Genomic DNA, 19220 nt, shown 5'->3' with positions numbered 1-19220 from the left:
ACTCGACGTGGTTAAACGGACCACTCAGTTCAGATACTCAACCCGTAAGCGATTGATCTTTCCGTTAAACGCAAATGGCTTGCGGTCGTAGTAAGCGAACGAGACCGGCGAATAGCTGTCACGGCCGACGTCAAAAGCGTCATTGGCAGTAAACCCGAGCGAGGTTGAGCGAGGCACCCGGCCCTTGGAGACTTCCTTGCCGTCGACGCGGATGACGATACCGAGAGGACCTGCGTGTACGCTGCTGGCCACGCGTGTTTCGACGTCGATCTTGACCGTTCCGGTCGGGAGCGGAGCGGTCGTATCGAGCCTTGTCCGTTCTATCTCGAACAGATTGTACTCAAAGCTGAGCTTGCCGTCTTCGACCCACAGCGAAATCCCTCCCGAGATCGCACCCAGTGCATAAAGCACGCCCTTCGAGTCCGGCTTCAGTTCTGCGTCGATGCTGACAAGGCTGCTTCGTGACCCGAGTTTCGGTGCGGTGAACTCCGGAACGGCAACGACTTCCTGCGTATAGTCGAACACCTTGGCCGGATTGGATGGCGCGTCTTCGGGATGGAAGACAACGGACCACAAGCCGCCGCCGACAGGATAGACCTTGTTGGCCTTCGCGTTTGCATCGAACGTCTTCTTCATCTCCTCGACTTTTTTGGGATTGGCAGATGCGATATCCTTCGCCTGCGAAAAGTCCTTTCGAAGATCGTAGAGTTCCCACACATCGTTCTCAGGCGTCCATTGCGCGATCGCCGGATCGAGACCTGCCTTCCAGGGGATGCGCGGTCCGAACACGGAAGCAATCCACTCGTCCTTATAGATCGCGCGGCTGCCCATCACCTCGAAATACTGTTCTTTTTTCTGTCCGGGCGCGGTTGGCGCCCCGAAGGAGTAGACCATGCTGATGCCGTCGAGCGGATCCTGGGTGACGCCATCGACAAGCTTCGGCGGAGTGATTTTCAGGATGTCGTAAATCGTCGGCACGATATCGTTGACATGATGAAACTGCGGATGCGGTGTCTTGTTCGGCTTGATCTTGCTTGGCCAGGAAACCGCCATCGGCGAGCGCGTCCCGCCGAAATGCGCGGCGATCAGTTTGGTGGACTGATAAGGCGTAGAGCCAGCCCAAGCCCAGCCGGCATGGTACATGTTATCGACCTTGGGCGATCCGAGCACATCCAGACCGCCCAGCTCCTTCAGGGTGCGGAGGTGATCCTTCATCTCGGAAGCAATGCCATTCTGTGCCAGAAGTTCGCTGATGGTCCCGTTCTGACCTTCGGCGCTCGACCCGTTGTCGCCCCAGACGTATATGAGGGTGTTTTCACGAATGCCGAGTTCGTCGAGCGTATCGATCAGTCGACCGGCCTGGGCGTCCGCATGCTCGGTGTATCCGGCGAACACTTCCATGAGCCGACGCTGAAATGGCTTTTCCTCGTCGGGGATATCGGCCCATGCCGCAAGCGTTTTTGGCCGCGGCGTCAGCTCGGTGTCTTTCGGTATCCATCCGAGTTCTTTCTGACGGGCGAAGACGCGCTCGCGCATGACATCCCAGCCGTCGTCGAACTTGCCCTTATATTTGTCCGCCCAGTTCTTGAAAATGTGATGCGGACCATGGGAGGCGCCAGGAGTCCAGTACATGAAGAACGGACGATCCGGCGTCAGCGCATGGACCTGCTTGATCCATGAGACAGCCTTGTCGGTCATGTCCCCGGTGAAGTGATATTCTTTCTTGCCCGCGGATGGATCCAGGCGAACCGTGTTTTCAACGACCGCGGGCTCCCATTGGGAGGATTCCCCGGCAAGGAAGCCGTAGAAGTAGTCGAAACCAACGCCGCGCCCCGCTGGCCAGTTCGTATAGGGACCCGCGGCCGCGGATGTCGCCGGGATGTGGCCGGAGTAGCCATCCCAATCATTTGCCAGTTCGGCGATCTGGCCAAACCCCACGCGGTGATGATTACGCCCGGTCAGCAACGCTGCGCGCGTTGGGGAGCACATCGCCGCATTGTGGAAGCGATTGTACGACACGCCGCCTTCGGCAACACGGCTCAACGTGTCTGTCTTGATCACGCCGCCATAGGTGCTGGGGAGTGCCGGACCAACGTCGTCGAGCATGATGACGACGATGTTCGGTGCATTGGCTGGAAGGCGCGATTGCGGCGGCACCGGGTTGTAGGTCGACCGCGCGATCGTCGGACCAGCCTTGCTTCCTGATGGCGTGGGCGGGAACGGCAGCGATTCCTGGGCGACAGCGGGCGTTCCCAACAACAGGAGAGTCGTGCTCACGCCCAACCAGCGTGTCCTGAGATGATTGTTAATAGGCTTATTCATTCGATTCTCCGTCTCGAACAATGCATCGGAACCCGACATGACTTGTCGAAGTATCGATTGCTTCCGGATGGCGAGCTGCAGGCCGATAGCGGCGGCAATAATTCGGGGCGCACAAATGCGAGCCGCCTTTGAGGACCTTCCGCGGTATTCTTATTTCGGGGAGACATGGATCGTAGCTGGCAGACTCAAGCCCCCCGCGGGGATTCCTGGGTACACAGCAGGCCTTCGTCATGTCTACTTCGTGCTGCGAAGAGTACCAGTCAGATGTCCACTCCCAGACGTTTCCGATCATGTCGTAGAGACCGTATCCGTTGGGCGGAAAGGCTTTCACAGGTGACGTGCGGGCGTATCCGTCCTGGTTATGATTGACCGTCGGAAACGATCCTTGCCAGGTATTGGCCATATGTCGGCCAGCGGGGATTAACTCCGATCCCCATGCGAATTCGGCCTGTTCGAGACCGCCTCTGGCGGCGAACTCCCACTCGGCTTCTGTAGGAAGATCCTTGCCCTTCCATCGTGCATAGGCCAGCGCGTCCTGGTGGGTGACGTGGACGACGGGATGATCATCTCGTCCTTCGATGCTGCTAACCGGACCATAGGGACGACGCCAGTTGGCGCCCTCGAGAAACGACCACCACTGCGACCAGTCATCAAGACCGACACGCCCGGTCGGCTCGCGAAAAACCAGCGAGCCCGCATACAACATCTCCGGCATTATGCCGGGATAATCTTTTGGATCGGGCACGGATTCGGCAACCGTGCGATATCCGGTTGCGGCCACGAACTCGGCAAACTGAGTATTGGTGACAGGAGTCTCGTCAATGAAGAACCCATCGACACTGACGGGGTGAGCCGGCCTCTCTTCGGGGTAGTGCCGATCCGAACCCATCCAGAACGTTCCGGCACTCACGAAGATCATGCCGTCTCGTACGCGCTCCGATCGCAAATCCGTCTGAGCCGTTTCGGCGCAGGTCAGCATTCTCAATATGGTGATTCCAGTTTACTTGTCGGATTCATTGTGAAGGTGGAAGCAAAGCCGGGCCGGTGCCGACGTTCCGTGGGCGGAATCTTGGGGGAGCCGGGGCCTGCGCCCGGCCCGGTTGCCTTCCGATCGACAGGTGCACCCTGTCCGGGTCATTTCGTACAGACGAGGGCCGGCCGTCTTGCCACCTCGCGCCAATCGCTGCCGATCATGTCATTTGCAGGTGAATTCTTGCCGCATGCACACGACGCGGCGACCGTTGCAATTCGAGGCCGACAGGTGCCGGCAAGAGAACGGTGACATTCTCCGGGCTCACCAGTAGCGATTCGAATGAAATTGTGGCTGATGCAAAGTACCTACTGATGATCGCAACGAGACCCAATGGCCAACATCCCTTTGACGCGCTGCCAGTTTCTTCTGCCCTTCGTCGGGATTCTCGACGAGACCGGTGCGCCGACGAGTTCGCTTCTGACAAAGTTTCGACTTCCGTCGTCTCTGGTCGACAAGAGCGATCTCTATGTCCCGCTGATGCCGGCAATCCGCTTCATGGAAACCGCCCGGAGAAGCCAGGGCATTGAAGAATTCGGCTTCCTGGCCAGCCAGCGGCTGCATTTCTCCCATATGCGCGAGAAAACGCGGGCCCTGATCGCTCACTCTCCGACACTGCTCGTTGCGCTGCGGCACGCCTGCACATGGGCGCCGCGGGAGGATACGATCCTGAGCATGTGGATCGAGCACGACAACGATCACGCGCGGATTTGCACCACGCTCGCCGGGACAAACGGACTCCTGCATATGGAGCATCTGCAATGGATCCAGAACATCTTCTCGATACACATCGTCCGGCAGTTCGCGGGGGCGGACTGGATGCCGGCGACGATCGCGTTTGAGGCGCGCTACACGCCGCGGCCCGCAACGCAATCCTTGTGGCCCAATGTGCGGTTCCTGTCAGGCCAGCATGCGGCGTGGATCGACGTGCCGATCTCGTATCTCAGTCTCGCCAACCATCAGAAAGACGTGAGCCCAGCGCCGCAAGCTCACGAGGACGGCCCTTCCGGCTACGACATCGTTGAGCTGCTGAAACTGATGCTGCCGTCCTATCTGGACGACGGAATTCCGGCTCTTGCTGAAGTTGCTGAAATGGCGGGCGTCAGCACACGCAGCTTTCAGCGCAAGCTCGCGCATGTTGGCCTGAGCTATTCTGATCTGCTTGACACCGTCAGATATGAGAATGCGAGCAAGCTTTTGCGCGACAGTAATTCCAAGATTATCGATATCGCATTTTCGTCCGGTTACACGGATCCGGCACATTTCAGCCGCGCCTTCCGCCGAATTTCCGGTGTGACGCCGCGGCAGTTTCGCGAGCAATCGCGATCAGGATAGATGACTGCAGCCGACCATCGCGGCTCGACGTTTATCTGCGTTCCCTTCAAAGCTCTTCGCTATGGAGCGAGATCGCTTCGCGAAAGGTCGTCTGCACGTGCAGGGTGGACGCACTAGTCAGGCCTCAACAGCTAGTTGCAGACTGTCCGGCGAAAGGCATGCTTAGTTACGAAGCCATAGCCGCAGGTATCGCAGGTCCAGAGATAGCTGACGACGTCATCGGTGAGAAAGGCTGACGCCTCGGCAGCAATCATCGAGTCCGCACAAACCGGGCAGGTCGGAAGATCGCTGCCACGCGGCGCGGGATGGGACGTTTTGGTCGTACGGACTTCAGCTGATGCTGACATCGTGACCTCCTTCGTCGTCTCATCGGACATGACACGATCCTAATCCGATTTGTTTGACCGTGTCGCAACACAAATGCGTTGCTTTGAAGTTTTTTAAGTCAGCGCATGTTTGTGCCGCAGCGCGGTCACCTTTGTGCGATGCCACGTGCGTCACGAAGAATGCGCCTGTTACGATGAATGACATTTGTAAAATTTGCCGACATTGCCGGTCGTGCAGCAGAGGCGAGTAGCCGCCACGTCGCCCCCTTGTGCGGACGCATCTTCGGCAACACCGTGGAAGCGATTGTGCAGCCGCTCAGCGGGCGCTATCTCTCGACGGCAATGTTGGAAGGAATCTGACCGAGATGGCACAGCCCCCGCGACGCCCGCGCACGCTCCAGGATGCCCGCACCGAGGCGGAGGCGGCGTTCAAGAAGACGACCACCAAACCGGTCGAGGCACCGGTCGCCAAGGCAGCCGTTCCCGGCGTTCGCGAACTGGTGTCGCTGCGGATCGATCAGGATGTGCTGGAATATTTCCAGCAGGACGGACCGGGCTGGCAGGACCGCATGAACGACGCGCTGCGCAAGGCGGCAGGCAAGTAGGCTGCCGTTCCAGGTAGCGGGCTAGCGGTTGAGGAAGCCGCCAACCACGCCGCCGATGAACCGGCCGGGACCGGCAGGATCGATGGCCGGGGCGGGCGCGGGTGCGGCCTGGCGCCGGACCACGGGCGCTTCCTCATAGGTCTGCTGTTGCACCTGGCGGCGCACCGGCTTCGGTGCGGGTGCCGGTTCCTCCTTCAGCGCGACGACCTCGGTGAGCAGTGCGGCGTGCTGCACCTTGTTGAGATAGCCCGACGTCGGGTAACCGCGTGCCGCCTGCCACCGCGTGATCACGCCACGGGTCCCGGCATCGAAGCTGCCGGTCGCCTGGGTGTCGAAGCCAAGGCCGTTGAGGCGGCGCTGCACGTCGCGGCGCTTGACCTTGTCGAGGCCGATCTTGTCCTCGGTGAGCTGGTTGGCTTCCTCGGTAAACACGGCCTTGTCGACGCCCGGCGCAGCGGTACGCGGCGCAGTGGCGGCTTCCTGTAGCGCGGCGATACGGGCGAGGGCGAGCGGCTTGAACTGGCCGTTCGGGTACATGGAGATGTAGGCGTTCAGTTCCTCCGGCCGGTTGGAGTCCTTGATCGAGCGCCAGAACTCAAGCTCGACATCGGAACCGGCGGTGGCGGCTGCGGGCATGGTGGCGGTGGGGCTGGCCGCGGCAACGGCGACCTGCGCCTGCACGTCTGGATTGAGATAGACTGCGCCGATCAGATTGGTGTGGCCCCAGGGCAGCTGGCCCTTGTTGGTTTCTTCCTGCACCTGTGCGCGCACTTTCGTCATCGCCTGCTGGATCTCGGCGCCGGGCGTGGTGATGTTGTTGAGCAGCGCGCGGGTAAACGGGCTGTTGCCGCCGCTCTTGCCGTCGAGGGCGGTCTGGCCGGGGCTGGTGGCAAATGCGATCAGCGTGCCTTCGCCGGATTTCATCTCCGCAAGACCGGACGACACCGCGACGCTACGCGTGGCAGATCCGCTGGAGCGGATCTTGGCGGCAAACGGATTGTCGCGGCAGGCATCGAGGAATACCAGCTTCACCTTGGCATCGCCCATGGTCTGGTCGAGGGTGGTCTCGACATTGATCGCTGCGCCGAGCTTGACGTCCATCTCCGACTTCAGATTGGCATCGATCGGCAAAAGGTAGTTGATGTTGTTCACCGAGATACCGTGACCGGCATAGAAGAACACCGCGACATCGGCGCCCTGCGCCTTGCGGCCGAAATCGAGCAGCTTTTCGGTCATGCCGTCGCGCGTCAGGTTCGATCCTTCGATGACGTCGAAGCCGACATTGCGCAGCGCGCTGGCCATGGCCTTCGCGTCGATCGGCGGGTTCGGCAACGGATCGACATTCTTGTAGCTGCCATTGCCAACGACGAAAGCGACGCGCTTGTCGGCGAGCGCTGCATCCGCGCTGAACAGGATGGACAGCGCAGACAGGGCAAAAGCGAAATGGCGCACGATACGATCTCCCCCACGAATCCGGTCATTCGACCCTAGACACATTGGGAAAAGTACCAATTGCGGGCGTGCGCCAAAATGTCGAGACACGCACTCGGAGAATAAAATCGAAAAAGGGGGAACCCGATGCGTCAGGCCGCCGCACGCACCGGCGGTCGATCGGTACTGAGCAGGTTCAGCGTGTTGCCGGCGAGAATGAGAGCTGCGCCGAGCAGTGTAAACATGTCGAGCCGTTCAGAGTATAGTAACCATCCGATGGTGGCACTGAGTGGTACGCGCAGAAAGTCCATCGGCACGACCACCGTCGCATCGGCATAGAGCATCGCGCGCGCCATGCAGAAGTGAGAAAACGTCCCGCAGAAGGCGACCACGACAAGCCAGCCCCAGACATAGGCCGATGGCCACTGCCAGGAGTATAGCGCGGGGAAAACGCCGGCCACCGACTGCACCACGATCATCCAGAAGATGATCTTCAGCGCGCTGTCTGTCCGCGTCAGTGACTTGATCAATGTGATCGAGATGCCGAAGCCGAATGCGGCGGCTAGCGCAATCAGCTGACCGGGATTGACGACGCCCGTGGTCGGGCGAACGATGACGATCACGCCGATCAGGCCGAGCACGATGGCCACGATCTTCCAGAGTGTCATGCGCTCGCCGAGAAAGAACGCCGCCATGATCGCGATCCAGATCGGCATGGTGAACTCGATGGAGACGAGCTGGCTCAGGGGAATGAGCGTAAGTGCGTAGAACCAGCCGAGCTGCGCGCCGTAATGCACGAGGTTGCGCGACAAATGCGCCAGCGGCCGAGTGGTCTTCATGGCGCCAAAGCCGCCGTTGAAATACAGGATCGGCAACAGCATGACGAAGCCGAAGACGGATCGGATCTCCATCACCTGGAAGACATTGAGTTCGCGCAGCGTCTCGCGACCGCCGATGGCGACGAACAGCATCAGAAGCAGCCAGCCGGACATCCACAGCGCGGCGCGGGCCTTCGACGGGGGGCGATCCATAATCCCTGAGAACCAGTTTCTTGCGCTGCAATGATTCACGCAGCGGTGTCAGCCTTAGAACTGGCTCTATCGGCGACATCGCCGGGCTTTGCAACGGACGAATCCGGTGGGGCTGCGTTGCGAGAGATCGTGCGGACGCTCTCAGGCAGAGGATATATCGGCAAAACAAAACCCCGGCTGTTTGAAACAACCGGGGTTCGAATTCCAAACGTGCGGAACGATCAGCTGCGGCTGAGCGAAATGCTGGCGCCCCTGAACTGGCCTTCGGAGGTGATCGAGACCTGCTGCTTGTTGCCGGTCGTCGTCAGGATCAGTTTCGCGCTGAAGGCTGGCGATGAAACGTCAACATTGAACTTGCCGGCGGTTGCCCGGCCCTCAAGCGACCCTGTCACGCCGCGAGTCGTCTCAGCCCAGCTGCCAGACAGCTCGCCGCCTCTGGCCTTCACGTCGCTCTTCAGCTCGAACTTGTAGCTGTCGCTGGCGCAGAGCAGGGACTGGTTCAGTCCCGCGCCGTCGCCGCTCACGGCATAGGTCGCCTTGCAGCGAATGCGCTCCTTGGAGCCGTCCTCGAGCGAGATCGTCCCGTTACCCGACCACACCCCGGCCATACCGGCGAACGGCGCTGACTGGGCATATGCCGACGCGGACGTCAGACCGAGCGCCGCGCAGAGCACCGCGGTCCGAACGAGCGAACGCGGAGAGGTCGAGGTAGGCATCATGGGGAGCATTCCTGGTTGGGGATTACTGACGCGAAGCTTCCCACCGGCCGCTGCAGGGGACGCCGCCCGAGGCGCCGTTCCACTTGCCCGATCCGGTGTTTCCGGACAACTGGCCGTTGGCGAAAGCAGGTCCGATCGATACGCGTACGGTGCCTTCGCGGCCAACCTTGCCGTTGACGTCGGCGCCGGGCGCAGTGATGCGCCCTTCGGTGACGGTCAACGGATAGCGAGCCGTCGGCTCGCAGCTGCCGGTCTTGGTAACGATGGTCACATTCCAGAGCCCGTCATAGGCATTGTCGGCTGCGAACGAAGGAGCCGAAATCAACGCTGCGCTGGCAATCAGCGAAACGGACAAGGCGGAACGGATGCGGTCAAAACGCATTGAATCAAATCCTCGATGTTGTGATGGCCACCTTATTGGGGGGTAATGTGTCCAAAATTTGCTGCGTTGCCGCATAGACCCAAAACAACTCACGGGATGCAAGCCGCGACGGGCAAATTGGTTCCCTTTATTGACAGATTTGGTTGATTCGGGCGGGTTCGGGCGCCTTTTTAACCAGTTTTGGAGGCTTCTAGGCCAATTTTGGCGCATTGGTCGCGAATTGCTCGTCCTGGTAGGTTGCGGGCAAACGCTTGTGGACAGTCGCGAAGTCCACGACCTCGCCGAGCAGCTTGAGGCCCAGCGGCGCCAACGCGCGCTCCCAAAGTTCGCGAGCGGTTTCGCCTTTTTTCACGAAGCACCATTCCTGCGCGGCGATGGCGCCACCGTCCATGACATCGGCAAGGTGATAGATGGTGCCGCCGGCGATCGGATCGCCTTCCTTGATGGTCCATTCCACGGCAGCGATGCCACGGTGACGGGGCAACAGTGACGGATGGTAGCCAATGCCGCCAAGGCTGGCTGCGGCGAGCGCATCCTTGCCGATGCGGGCGTGGCTGTGCGCCGTAATGATCAGCTCGGTGCCCTCGGCGATCTCGGAGGCCACGACGAGCTTCGGGTTGGCCTGAACGGTCACCGGGATGCCGGCAGCCTTGGCGGCTGCGGCGAGACGGTCCTCGGCATCTGCAACCACCACGGACGCGATCTCGACGTTGTGGGTCTTCAGCATATCGAGGGTCGTGACGCCGAAGTGTTTGGAGCCGACGAGGGTAATCCGCATGTTCGAATGTCCGGTGTTCAGAGGCTGAGGATGGTGTGAAAACCGGAAGTTCCGGCGTGGCTCATTGCGGCGATGGTGGGCGGGGAGGGGATCGAACCCTCGACCAGTCGATTAAAAGTCGAATGCTCTACCACTGAGCTACCCGCCCTAAAGTGCCGTATTGACGAAGCTGAACGGAGGAAACCGACCCTTGCGGGGCGCGGTGAGGCCGATCAGCCACGGCCGCGATGGCGCCCGCAATGCAGCGTATCGCGTGACCGGCTGTGTAAAAGGCGGGTCCGCCGGGGTCAAGGGCAGGGCTTGATGTTATGGACATGAACCGCGCCCCATTGGCGCGGTTCAGCTTGCTTCGCGCTGGGCCTCGGGACGGGACACGTCGATCGGCGGCATCGCCACCGGGCGAAGGCCGATCAGCTCGGCCGTGCGGACCGTCGTGTTGCGCCACCACTGGAAGTCGTTGGCGCGTGAATTCTCCAGGATGGCAATCATCACCGCCGACAGGAACGGCAGGCTCTGCAGCACCAGCACGCCAGCGAAGATGTAGATCTCGGTGACCTGCTTGGAGTTGTTGGAGAACACCAGCACGCCGCAGCTGATCAGCAGAAGCACTCCGATCACGGCTTCCCAGAAGGCTTGGAATTCGATCGACATGGTCGACTTGCCGCCCTTGGACGTCACGGTGAAGGGCAGGTGATCCTTGATCAGGCCATCGGCGACGGCGCGCGACACGGTCCACTGCACCGACATGGCGGCGATCATCGCGCCCAGCATCTGCCACAGGCCGATCCTCACGCGCAGCCGGTACAAGACGATGAAGTGCGCCAGCGACACCACGAAGGAGGCGATGATCGGCAGCGTCAGGATCTTGTCGGGGATGGCGATATCGGCGAAGGCGATGATCGGCACCCAGATGATGTTGAGGATCGCCACCACGACGCCGAGGCTTTCGGCGCCGAGCCAGTTCAGCCAGCCCATGCCGAATTCGCGCTTCTGGTCCTGGGTCATGCGGCTCGCGCCGGGCATGAAACGGCGCCAGTGCTTCTTGATGATCTGGAAGCCGCCATAGGCCCAGCGATGACGCTGTTTCTTGAACGCCTCATAGGTGTCCGGCAGCACGCCGTAGCCGTAACGTTCCTTCGTGTAATGCGTCAGCCAGCCATGCTGCATGATGGCGAGGCCGAGATCCGAGTCCTCGCAGATGGTGTCGCCGGCCCAGCCGCCCGCCATGTCCATCGCGGAGCGACGAATGAGGCACATAGTGCCATGGACGATGATCGCATTGGCCTCGTTGCGCTGGACCATGCCGATGTCGAAGAACCCGGCATATTCGCCGTTCATGATGTAGTGCATCAGTGAACGGTCGCCATCGCGGTGGTCCTGCGGCGCCTGCACGAGGCCGACACGCGGATCGTTGAAGGCTGGGACGAGATCCTTCAGCCAATTCGGCTCCACCACATAGTCGGCGTCGATGATGCCGATCACTTCGGCATCCGCCGCGGTGCGGTCCATGGCGATGCGCAGGGCGCCGGCCTTGAAGCCCTCGACCTTCTCCGCATTGATGAAGATGAAGCGTTCGCCGAGCATGCGGCAATGATCCTGGATCGGCTGCCAATAGGCCGGATCCGGCGTGTTGTTGATGATCACCACGCATTCGAAATTCGGATAGTCGAGCCGGGCAACCGCATCCAATGTCAGCTTCAGCATGTCGGGCTGTTCGCGATAGGCCGGAATGTGGATCGAGACCTTCGGGTAGTTCTGCTCGGCGTCTGCAGCGGCACGCAGCTTTTCGCTGCGTTCGGCTGTCAGCAGCCGCAATGGCTTCCGGCCGAAGGCGATGGCCGCAATCTCCTCGATGCGCGCCAATGCGATCAGGAGCAGCGGGATCAGCAGGATGCAGCCGAGTGTGAGGGCAAAGGCCGATCCCCAGACGAAATAGTGGGTCTGCTGATAGGCGAAGATGGTTGCTGCCCAGGCGCCAACGGCATTGGCTGCGGCCGAGAGCACGAGAGCCTGCATCGCTGTCGCGCCAACGATCTGCAGGATCGGCAGCGACAGCAGGATGCCAACCAGAAGCGCAATACTGGCGTTCTTCCAGTGGTCCGGATCCACGACCGGACCGGTCCATGGGAATTTCGGCTCACGCGAGGCGTTGAGAACGCCCCAATAGGGGCCGACGCCGCCTTCGAAGAATTTCCAGGGCTGATCGATGGCTTCGACGATGTTGTAGTCCATGCCGATCGCTTCGGCGCGGGTCACGAAGTTGCGCAGCACGACGGCCTGCCTGAACGGGCCGGGCACGGCCCTGCGCAGATTGTAGCCTTCGCTCGGCCAGCCGAATTCCGCGATCACGATGCGTTTGCCGGGAAAGGTCTCGCGCAGCACGCCGTAGAGATGAACGGCCTGGTCGACGGCCTGGGTGTCGGTGAAGTTTTCCCAATAGGGCAGGATGTGCGCGGCGATGAAGTCCACCGACGAGGCGAGCTGCGGATTGTCGCGCCAGATGTTCCAGATTTCACCGGTCGTGACGGGAACGGTGACCTGGCGCTTTACCCGGCGGATATATTCGACGAGGTCCTCGAGCTTGAGTTCATCGCGATAGAGCGTTTCGTTGCCGACCACGATGCCGATGACATTCGGGTTCTTCTTCGCAAGCTCAACGGCGGAGGCAATTTCGCGCTCGTTGCGATCCGCGTTCTTGTCGATCCAGGCGCCGACGGTGACCTTGAGGCCGAACTCGTTGGCGATGGCGGGTACCATTTCCACACCGCCGGTCGACGAATACAGACGGATGGCACGGGTGATGGTCGACAGCTTCTTGAGGTCGGCGCGAATCTTCTCGACGGTCGGAATGTTGTCCACGTCGGGATGCGCCGTGCCCTCGAACGGCGCATAGGAGAGGCTGGGAATCATGCCCTTGAAATCGGGAGCTTCCTGCTTCTCGCGCAATACGCCCCATAGGGCGGCATGAACGGCGGTCACGAACAATAAAACGGCGACGACAGCGCGCATCGCAACTGAACCATAACGGGGCGAGCGTGGCCGGGAAGCGGACCCGTCCCCGAGGTCCGACCAGTACAACGGTAACGGAGACTATATCCGCCACACGAATTAACAACTCATACGCTGCCGTGGCCTTTTGAGGGCGGCACCATTATTCAAATGCGATTAGGCGCCGCCAGCTGAATGCCGCCTGAACAGAGCGCGCCACATTACTTCGGCGCTTCAGCAGGCGGTTTGGCGTCCGGCTGCGGAGTGGCTGCCGGCGCTGCTGCGCCGCCACCGGCAGGCAAAGGCGCTGCGGGCTGGCTCAGCGCGGCAGGCTGCGGCTGCGCATTCGGATTGATCCAGCAGCCATGGACGCGGCTGTTGAGGCTGTCTGCAATTTTCGGATCAATGAGCGGGCCGAATTTGACCAGGCAGCGGAACGTTGCCTGCACATGGCCACCGGGGCAACCGAATCGGTCGTAGAGATCGAGGTGACGGAACGCGGTGTCGAGATCGTCGCGCCACATCAGCACCACGACGCGGCGGCCAAGCCAGACGCATTCGGGATTGCCGGCGGGACCATTGATCGCCTGGGTCGCCTCGACGAATTCGTCAGACTTCTTCTGGCTCTCACGGGCAACGTCGGCAGGCGTCACGGGCGCATTTGCCGCAGGCTTCTGATCCTGTGCGCGAACTGGGCCGCTCTGGGCCAATGCGCAGCCAACACCCAGCAGCAGAGCAAGGCCTGGAACGGCGAGACAACGCAGAACCGCAGATTGGAACCCGAACACCAGTCGACGCATAAAGTCCCCGATAAGTTGGCTGCCAGGCAGTTCTGACGCCCTCGCCAGATGCCGTTCAAATGGGCCCCCAATACGGCGGCGACCACGGCTGAATCCCATGACGGACATTTTTGATTTTGTCCAGCAACGCCGGAAGTTTGTCTGATTTTCGTGGCGTGTCGGGCCGACAAGTCCGTGATTGCCGGCATGACGCACTTGGCAGATTGGCGATGACCGGCTAATCGACGGACGACTTTGGAGGACGGAACCAATTTCCACCCGCACGCCGCTGGCGCTTCTCATCCTTTCCCTTGGTACGATCGCAGCGGTTTGGTGGTGGCTCGCCACGCCGGTCACGCTGGTGCGCGCGCCGATCGATCCCGCCGCCAAATTGGAATGCGTCTCCTATGCGCCGTTCCGCGGCGAGCAAACGCCGCTGAACTCGACCGCCATCATTCCGGCGAGCCAGATTGCCGCCGACATGGCGCAGCTGGCGCAGATCACCAAATGCGTGCGGACCTATTCGATCGATAACGGCCTTGATCAGGTGCCGGAACTGGCCGGCAAGGTCGGACTGAAGGTCATTCAGGGCGTATGGCTCGGGAGCAACCGGCTCAAGAACCTGGCGCAGATCGCCGGCGTCGTGGACCTCACCAAGCGCTTTCCGAATGTGATCACCAGCGTGGTCGTCGGCAACGAGGTGCTGTTGCGCGGCGAGATGACGGCGGCCGATCTCGTCGGCAATATCCGCTCGGTGAAGGCGCAGGTCGGCAAGATCCCCGTGACCTATGCCGATGTCTGGGAGTTCTGGCTGAAGAATCGCGAGATCTATGACGCGGTGGATTTCGTCACGATCCACATCCTGCCCTATTGGGAGGACTTCCCAATTCGCGCGAAGAGCGCGGCCGCCCATGTGGATTCGATCCGCAAGCGTCTCGCCGTGGCGTTCCCATCCAAGGAAATCCTGATCGGCGAAACAGGTTGGCCGAGCGCCGGGCGGATGCGTGATGGCGCGTTGCCGTCGCGCACCAACCAGGCACGGGTCGTGTCCGAAATCCTCGATCTGGCCAAGCGCGAGGGATTCCGTGTCAATCTGATCGAAGCCTATGACCAGCCGTGGAAGCGCGACCTTGAAGGTACAGTCGGCGGCTATTGGGGCCTGATCTACGATGAGCCGCGCGAATTGAAGTATCCGCCGGGCGTTCCGATTACCAATTATCCGTCGTGGAAGCTGCAGATGGGGCTCGGCATGGGCCTGAGCTTCCTGGTTTTCGTGACGGGCATGTTGACGCTCCGTCGACGGCCTTGGTCGCCGCGTCTGTCGGCCTGGCTGACCGTTGCCGTATCGGCCACGGTGGCCGGCGTCCTGCTGGGCGTTGCCGCAGACAAGCTGATCTATGAAAGCTATGGCGTCGGCCGCTGGATCCAGTGGAGCGCGCTGCTGGCCGCCGGTGTTGCGTCGCCGCTGCTGTGCGCCTATGCGACGATGTCCGGCCGCTCGCTACCGACCTTCCTCCAACTGGTCGGACCGAGCCGGTTCCTGGCCCGTTCGTGGTCGACCGTCCTGCTCGGGCTGACCTTGGCTGTGGCGGCGCTGATCGGCGCCGAGACCGCGCTCGGTTTCGTGTTCGATCCGCGTTACCGCGACTTTCCGTTCGCGGCGCTGACCATGGCGGTGGTGCCGTTCGCCGGACTGATGGCTGTCAACCGTCCGCAGGAAGGTGTGCGGCCGATCGCCGAGTCGGTGTTTGCCGGAGTGCTCGTACTGTCGGCCCTGTATATCGGCTTCAACGAAGGGCCGGATAACTGGCAGTCGCTGTGGACCTGCGCGATCTATCTGCTGTTCGGCATCACGCTGTGGCGGGCGCGGGCCGTGCAAAGCCCAGAATGAGCAGGCCGATCGCGATGCCCGACAGGGCAACGTTATAGAGCACGATCCCGAAACCGGCTGCGATCAGCGCGACAGTGATGAGCACGATCGATGGCCGCAGCAGATTCAGCGTCGCAATGACGATCGCGGCGATGCCGAACACCGAATTCTTGAACAGATAGGTCATCACCAGCCGGCTCTTGCACAAGGTGCTCTGCAGGCCGGCGTCGCAGGCGAGCGCCGTCGTCGACAATTCGATAGCCAGATAACGCAGATAGATGGCGTAGCCGACGGACAGGAAGCCGACGATGAGAAGCCATTGCACCTGACGGGCGGTGAGCTTGAACGGATCTTTTTTCATGCGGAAACCATGGTTCAAAACGCGGTGCGGAACAACCCGGCATGCGGTCGCGGTGAGAGGTCGGACCTAGATAACACTTCAGCCGCGCACGCCAAGAGATTGAAAATCTGATCTTTTGATCCTTAACGCAGCCCCAGGAACGAGGTCAGCGACGATTGCGGCTTGGGCGGCGCAACTTCTTCAACGGGTTTGGGCGGCGGCGCTTGTTCGGTGCGCTCCTGTGGCTTCGGCGCGGCGCGCCTGCGTGGCGCCGGTCTGGCTGGTGCAGGCGCAGCTTCCGCGGGCGCCGTCTCGGCCTTCATAGCAAGGCGCTGACCATCGAAGATCGACGTCTCGCAGGGCCGGCTGCTTTCGGTCAGCGCGGCGCAGATCTTCGCAGCGGCAGCCGCGTCGGTGAGCGGGCCGGCGACCAGGCGCAGTTGCATGCCGAGTCCGGTCGGTCGTTCCTTCACCATCATGATCGGGCGCAGTCCGTGCAGCGCGCGGGACTTGGACATGCCGCGCCAGATCGCGCGCAGGCCGTCCACCGAATTGGCGCCGCCGATATCAACGCCGAACTCCGTGCGCGCGACCGGCGTCGCCACGGCTTCGACGACTGCAGGGGCGGGCTCGGGCGCGGCCGGTTGGACCGATGCCGTTGTCTCCGGAGCGGTCGGAGGAGTTTCCATGGTCGGTGCCGGTTCGCTCAATTTGGCGGCCGCGGCATCGGGCGGCGCCGTCATCGATTTCCATGCAACGAGCGGCGCAGAGGCTGGTGGATTGATTATCGATGAAGCCGCTGTTTGCGCCGGTTTGGCGGGTGTCGTTTCGGCAGGCGGCGCGATGGCGGCCACGGGACCGATGACCGGCGTCGACGGAATGCTCGGAAGCTCTGCCACCGGCTTTGGCTCGGTGGCTGCCGGCGGGGCAACGACGGATGCGGTGGCAGATGGCTGCGGTGCTGGCGTGGTTGTGGCGGCTGTCGGCGTCGGAATGGTCTGACGCTTGATCGAACCGGTGACTGAATCCAGGCCCTGCTCGACCGAGGTGACGCGGGCATAGAGCCGGTCGCGATCGCTGTTCAGCGTCTCGATGGCCAGCGTCAGGCGCCGGGCCTCGGCCTGGGTCTCCTTGGCAACGACCTGGATCTGCTGCGACTGCCGCGCAAAGGTATCGGCTGTGGCGACCTGATCGCGACGCAACTGGACCTGCGACTGGCTGGCCAGAATGGCAACCACCACCGCGCCCACGGCGGCAACGCCCCAGGAACCCAGCCGCCACATCATGCGGCGGTCAACCTTGTCTTCCTCAGCCAGAAATCCGGTCAGCCAACCGCTATGCTCGGCTGAGAGAGTATCGGCCCACTTGTCGTGCTTATCCGCCATTCGACGTCTGCGTCGCCCCATCGCCCCTGCGAATCACAGTTCAACATTATCAGGAAACCGGCGGGAACCTGAGGTTGTCGGGCCACACGGCGAACCAAACCGGTTTCCAGATTGGCCCAAAACCATTTAAGACGGCCGCGGCGCATGAGCGTCGCCACAACGGGGATTCGGATGACGGGCAGAACCAGCCTCACCATCGTGCTCGCGGCCGGCGAGGGAACGCGGATGCGGTCCTCGACGCCGAAAGTGCTGCATCAGGTCGCCAGCCAGTCGCTGCTGGGCCATGTGCTCGCGGCAGCGCCTCATGGCGCAGGCTCTGCGCTGGCCGTCGTTGTCGGTCCCGATCGTCAGGACGTGGCGGATGAAGCCAGGCGAGTGCGGCCCGATGCCGCAACATTCGTTCAGCGCGAGCGTCTCGGCACCGCCCATGCCGTGCTGGCGGCAAAGGACGCCATTGCAAAGGGCGTGGACGATCTGCTGATCGCCTTCGGCGACACGCCGCTGATTTCGGCCGAGACGTTCGAGCGCCTGCGTGCGCCCTTGAAGGCAGGTGCTGCGCTGACCGTGCTCGGCTTTCGTGCGGCCGATCCGACCGGTTATGGCCGGCTGCTGGTCGAAGGCGATCAGCTCGTCGCGATCCGTGAACATGCGGATGCCACATTGGCCGAACGCGAGGTGGATCTCTGCAATGCCGGCGTGATGGCATTCGCCGGCAAGACCGCGCTCACAATCATCGAGCAGATCGGCACGTCCAACAGCAAGGGCGAATACTATCTCACCGACGCCGTCGAGATCGTGCGCAGCATGGGCTTGCGGGCGAGTGTGATCGAGACGAGTGAGGATGAAGTCCGCGGCATCAACACCAAGGCGCAGCTCGCGGAAGCCGAAGCGATCATGCAGGCAAGGCTGCGCAAGGCCGCGCTTGATGCGGGCGTGACCATCGTCGCGCCGGAGACCGTGCATCTCGCGGCCGATACGACGTTCGGCAACGACGTCACCATCGAGCAGTATGTGGTGATCGGGCCCGGCGTCAGTATCGCCGACGGCGCTGTTATTCACGCCTTCTCGCACATCGTACAGGCGGCCATCGGCAAGAAGGCCTCGATCGGTCCTTACGCACGCATCCGGCCGGGAACGTCGGTCGGCGAGGGTGCGCGGATCGGCAACTTCGTTGAAGCCAAGGCGGCCATTCTGGAAGCGGGCGTGAAGGTCAACCACCTGACCTATGTAGGCGACACGCATATCGGCGCCGGCGCCAATATCGGCGCAGGCACGATCACCTGCAATTACGATGGTTTCAACAAGCACAAGACGGTCATCGGCGCCGGCGCCTTTGTCGGCTCGAATTCGTCGCTGGTCGCACCGGTGAAGATCGGTGCCGGCGCTTACATCGGTTCGGGCTCGGTGATCACCCGCGACGTGCCGGACGATGCGCTTGCGGTAGAGCGCAACGAAGTGTCGATGAAGGAAGGCTGGGGCAAGCGCTTCCGCGACAAGAACGCGGCGAACAAGAAGCCGAAGTGAGCGCGCGTGTTCGCGATGACGTCAGGTCACCGGGGTCTTCAGGTGCCAGCCACGACGGATCGGACGCTTGGCGACAATTTCTTCCTGCGGCGTATGGGGCTCGGCGACATGCGGTTTGACCGCAATATCACGCTGCGGCGGCGGCCAATGCGCCAGTTTGCTCTGCGACATCTCGACATGTCGCAGCCGTGATCCGGCGATCGATCGGGGGGCTCTGGGGTCTCGCTCCTCCCACATGGACGTCTACTCCGGTCAGGCGTAGATGCTTCCGCAAACACGTTGATGGTTTGTTAAACGCGTCGCGCAAAATGCCCCTACAACCGCGGTAACTTGTCTCAATCGGCAATAATTATTGAGTAACAGTCGATTTGCGAT

The 19220-nt window shown here is 61.7% G+C and carries 18 protein-coding genes and 1 tRNA gene; 5 read left to right on the top strand and 14 right to left on the bottom strand.

Translation table 11 applies throughout. From position 1 onward, the window contains the following. Window positions 1-24: 24 nt before the first annotated feature. Window positions 25-2322, bottom strand: coding sequence for an arylsulfatase (locus BLW80_RS15495; RefSeq protein WP_170849677.1), 2298 nt, complete (start codon window positions 2320-2322; stop codon window positions 25-27). Beyond that, the gene (locus BLW80_RS15490) at window positions 2315-3241 is read right to left on the bottom strand and encodes a formylglycine-generating enzyme family protein (RefSeq protein ID WP_093759108.1); all 927 of its coding nucleotides are present in this window, start codon (window positions 3239-3241) and stop codon (window positions 2315-2317) included. Before BLW80_RS15490 ends, BLW80_RS15495 begins: the two co-directional genes overlap by 8 nt. A 444-nt stretch (window positions 3242-3685) precedes the next feature. On the opposite strand from BLW80_RS15490, the gene BLW80_RS15485 reads away from it, so the two are divergent. Beyond that, window positions 3686-4687 (top strand): helix-turn-helix transcriptional regulator, encoded by a 1002-nt coding sequence (locus BLW80_RS15485; RefSeq protein WP_093758639.1) that lies wholly within the window; start codon window positions 3686-3688, stop codon window positions 4685-4687. Between the two features lie 131 nt (window positions 4688-4818). Here BLW80_RS15485 and BLW80_RS15480 read toward each other — a convergent pair whose 3' ends face one another. After that, complete coding sequence (locus tag BLW80_RS15480) at window positions 4819-5034, bottom strand: helix-hairpin-helix domain-containing protein (protein WP_068730943.1); 216 nt, start codon at window positions 5032-5034, stop codon at window positions 4819-4821. A 177-nt stretch (window positions 5035-5211) separates the two neighbouring features. On the opposite strand from BLW80_RS15480, the gene BLW80_RS30355 reads away from it, so the two are divergent. Continuing rightward, window positions 5212-5373, top strand: a complete 162-nt coding sequence (locus BLW80_RS30355) for a hypothetical protein (RefSeq protein ID WP_170849676.1) — start codon at window positions 5212-5214, stop codon at window positions 5371-5373. 5 nt (window positions 5374-5378) lie between these two features. Next, the gene (locus BLW80_RS15475; RefSeq protein ID WP_068730761.1) at window positions 5379-5618 is read left to right on the top strand and encodes a BrnA antitoxin family protein; all 240 of its coding nucleotides are present in this window, start codon (window positions 5379-5381) and stop codon (window positions 5616-5618) included. 21 nt (window positions 5619-5639) lie between these two features. On the opposite strand, the gene BLW80_RS15470 is transcribed toward BLW80_RS15475, so the two are convergent. From BLW80_RS15470 to BLW80_RS15435, 8 genes are all read right to left on the bottom strand, one after another. Continuing rightward, the gene (locus tag BLW80_RS15470) at window positions 5640-7070 is read right to left on the bottom strand and encodes a caspase family protein (protein WP_244528247.1); all 1431 of its coding nucleotides are present in this window, start codon (window positions 7068-7070) and stop codon (window positions 5640-5642) included. A gap of 131 nt (window positions 7071-7201) precedes the next feature. Then, window positions 7202-8080: a DMT family transporter gene (locus tag BLW80_RS15465; RefSeq protein ID WP_093758637.1), complete on the bottom strand. Its 879-nt coding sequence runs from the start codon at window positions 8078-8080 to the stop codon at window positions 7202-7204. Window positions 8081-8301: 221 nt separating this feature from the next. Continuing rightward, on the bottom strand, window positions 8302-8799 hold the full coding sequence (locus tag BLW80_RS15460; protein WP_089264707.1) for a hypothetical protein: 498 nt from the start codon (window positions 8797-8799) through the stop codon (window positions 8302-8304). A 22-nt stretch (window positions 8800-8821) separates the two neighbouring features. Then, window positions 8822-9181 (bottom strand): hypothetical protein, encoded by a 360-nt coding sequence (locus BLW80_RS15455; RefSeq protein WP_068730757.1) that lies wholly within the window; start codon window positions 9179-9181, stop codon window positions 8822-8824. A gap of 190 nt (window positions 9182-9371) precedes the next feature. Further along, window positions 9372-9959 (bottom strand): formyltransferase family protein, encoded by a 588-nt coding sequence (locus BLW80_RS15450; protein ID WP_089264406.1) that lies wholly within the window; start codon window positions 9957-9959, stop codon window positions 9372-9374. A 73-nt stretch (window positions 9960-10032) separates the two neighbouring features. Next, a tRNA-Lys gene (locus BLW80_RS15445) sits at window positions 10033-10107 on the bottom strand. A gap of 191 nt (window positions 10108-10298) precedes the next feature. After that, a complete protein-coding gene (locus BLW80_RS15440; RefSeq protein ID WP_093758636.1) occupies window positions 10299-12968 on the bottom strand; it encodes a glycosyltransferase in 2670 nt (889 codons plus the stop codon). A 200-nt stretch (window positions 12969-13168) separates the two neighbouring features. Beyond that, entirely contained in the window at window positions 13169-13747 is a 579-nt protein-coding gene (locus BLW80_RS15435) for a beta-1-3, beta-1-6-glucan biosynthesis protein (protein ID WP_093758635.1), read from the bottom strand. Between the two features lie 202 nt (window positions 13748-13949). On the opposite strand from BLW80_RS15435, the gene BLW80_RS15430 reads away from it, so the two are divergent. After that, window positions 13950-15617 carry a glycoside hydrolase family 17 protein gene (locus tag BLW80_RS15430; protein WP_093758634.1) on the top strand — a complete coding sequence of 556 codons (1668 nt, stop codon included), beginning with the start codon at window positions 13950-13952 and terminating at the stop codon, window positions 15615-15617. Here BLW80_RS15430 and BLW80_RS15425 read toward each other — a convergent pair. Beyond that, complete coding sequence (locus BLW80_RS15425; protein ID WP_068730752.1) at window positions 15577-15957, bottom strand: hypothetical protein; 381 nt, start codon at window positions 15955-15957, stop codon at window positions 15577-15579. The genes BLW80_RS15430 and BLW80_RS15425 overlap by 41 nt on opposite strands. Window positions 15958-16079: 122 nt before the next feature. After that, complete coding sequence (locus BLW80_RS15420; protein WP_093758633.1) at window positions 16080-17321, bottom strand: hypothetical protein; 1242 nt, start codon at window positions 17319-17321, stop codon at window positions 16080-16082. A 171-nt stretch (window positions 17322-17492) separates the two neighbouring features. Between BLW80_RS15420 and glmU the strand changes: the two genes are divergently transcribed. Then, on the top strand, window positions 17493-18845 hold the full coding sequence (gene glmU, locus BLW80_RS15415; RefSeq protein WP_093758632.1) for a bifunctional UDP-N-acetylglucosamine diphosphorylase/glucosamine-1-phosphate N-acetyltransferase GlmU: 1353 nt from the start codon (window positions 17493-17495) through the stop codon (window positions 18843-18845). A 21-nt stretch (window positions 18846-18866) separates the two neighbouring features. On the opposite strand, the gene BLW80_RS30350 is transcribed toward glmU, so the two are convergent. Further along, complete coding sequence (locus BLW80_RS30350; RefSeq protein WP_158550328.1) at window positions 18867-19016, bottom strand: hypothetical protein; 150 nt, start codon at window positions 19014-19016, stop codon at window positions 18867-18869. Between the last annotated feature and the right edge of the window lie 204 nt (window positions 19017-19220).

The sequence above is a fragment of the Tardiphaga sp. OK245 genome (genome assembly GCF_900108575.1).
Taxonomy (GTDB): domain Bacteria; phylum Pseudomonadota; class Alphaproteobacteria; order Rhizobiales; family Xanthobacteraceae; genus Tardiphaga; species Tardiphaga robiniae.
The sequence above is the reverse complement of the archived record's forward strand: the minus strand, read 5'-3'. Positions and strand labels throughout refer to the sequence as shown.

Bases quoted from the DNA above. Each gene is read 5' to 3' on its own strand.
- BLW80_RS30350 (WP_158550328.1), bottom strand. From the start codon at position 19,016: ATGTCGCAGAGCAAACTGGCGCATTGGCCGCCGCCGCAGCGTGATATT.
- BLW80_RS15495 (WP_170849677.1), bottom strand. From the start codon at position 2,322: ATGAATAAGCCTATTAACAATCATCTCAGGACACGCTGGTTGGGCGTG.
- BLW80_RS15490 (WP_093759108.1), bottom strand. From the start codon at position 3,241: ATGATCTTCGTGAGTGCCGGAACGTTCTGGATGGGTTCGGATCGGCAC.
- glmU (WP_093758632.1), top strand. From the start codon at position 17,493: ATGACGGGCAGAACCAGCCTCACCATCGTGCTCGCGGCCGGCGAGGGA.
- BLW80_RS15450 (WP_089264406.1), bottom strand. From the start codon at position 9,959: ATGCGGATTACCCTCGTCGGCTCCAAACACTTCGGCGTCACGACCCTC.
- BLW80_RS15435 (WP_093758635.1), bottom strand. From the start codon at position 13,747: ATGCGTCGACTGGTGTTCGGGTTCCAATCTGCGGTTCTGCGTTGTCTC.
- BLW80_RS15475 (WP_068730761.1), top strand. From the start codon at position 5,379: ATGGCACAGCCCCCGCGACGCCCGCGCACGCTCCAGGATGCCCGCACC.
- BLW80_RS15420 (WP_093758633.1), bottom strand. From the start codon at position 17,321: ATGGCGGATAAGCACGACAAGTGGGCCGATACTCTCTCAGCCGAGCAT.
- BLW80_RS15440 (WP_093758636.1), bottom strand. From the start codon at position 12,968: ATGCGCGCTGTCGTCGCCGTTTTATTGTTCGTGACCGCCGTTCATGCC.
- BLW80_RS15480 (WP_068730943.1), bottom strand. From the start codon at position 5,034: ATGTCAGCATCAGCTGAAGTCCGTACGACCAAAACGTCCCATCCCGCG.
- BLW80_RS15460 (WP_089264707.1), bottom strand. From the start codon at position 8,799: ATGATGCCTACCTCGACCTCTCCGCGTTCGCTCGTTCGGACCGCGGTG.
- BLW80_RS15465 (WP_093758637.1), bottom strand. From the start codon at position 8,080: ATGGATCGCCCCCCGTCGAAGGCCCGCGCCGCGCTGTGGATGTCCGGC.
- BLW80_RS30355 (WP_170849676.1), top strand. From the start codon at position 5,212: ATGACATTTGTAAAATTTGCCGACATTGCCGGTCGTGCAGCAGAGGCG.
- BLW80_RS15425 (WP_068730752.1), bottom strand. From the start codon at position 15,957: ATGAAAAAAGATCCGTTCAAGCTCACCGCCCGTCAGGTGCAATGGCTT.
- BLW80_RS15455 (WP_068730757.1), bottom strand. From the start codon at position 9,181: ATGCGTTTTGACCGCATCCGTTCCGCCTTGTCCGTTTCGCTGATTGCC.
- BLW80_RS15485 (WP_093758639.1), top strand. From the start codon at position 3,686: ATGGCCAACATCCCTTTGACGCGCTGCCAGTTTCTTCTGCCCTTCGTC.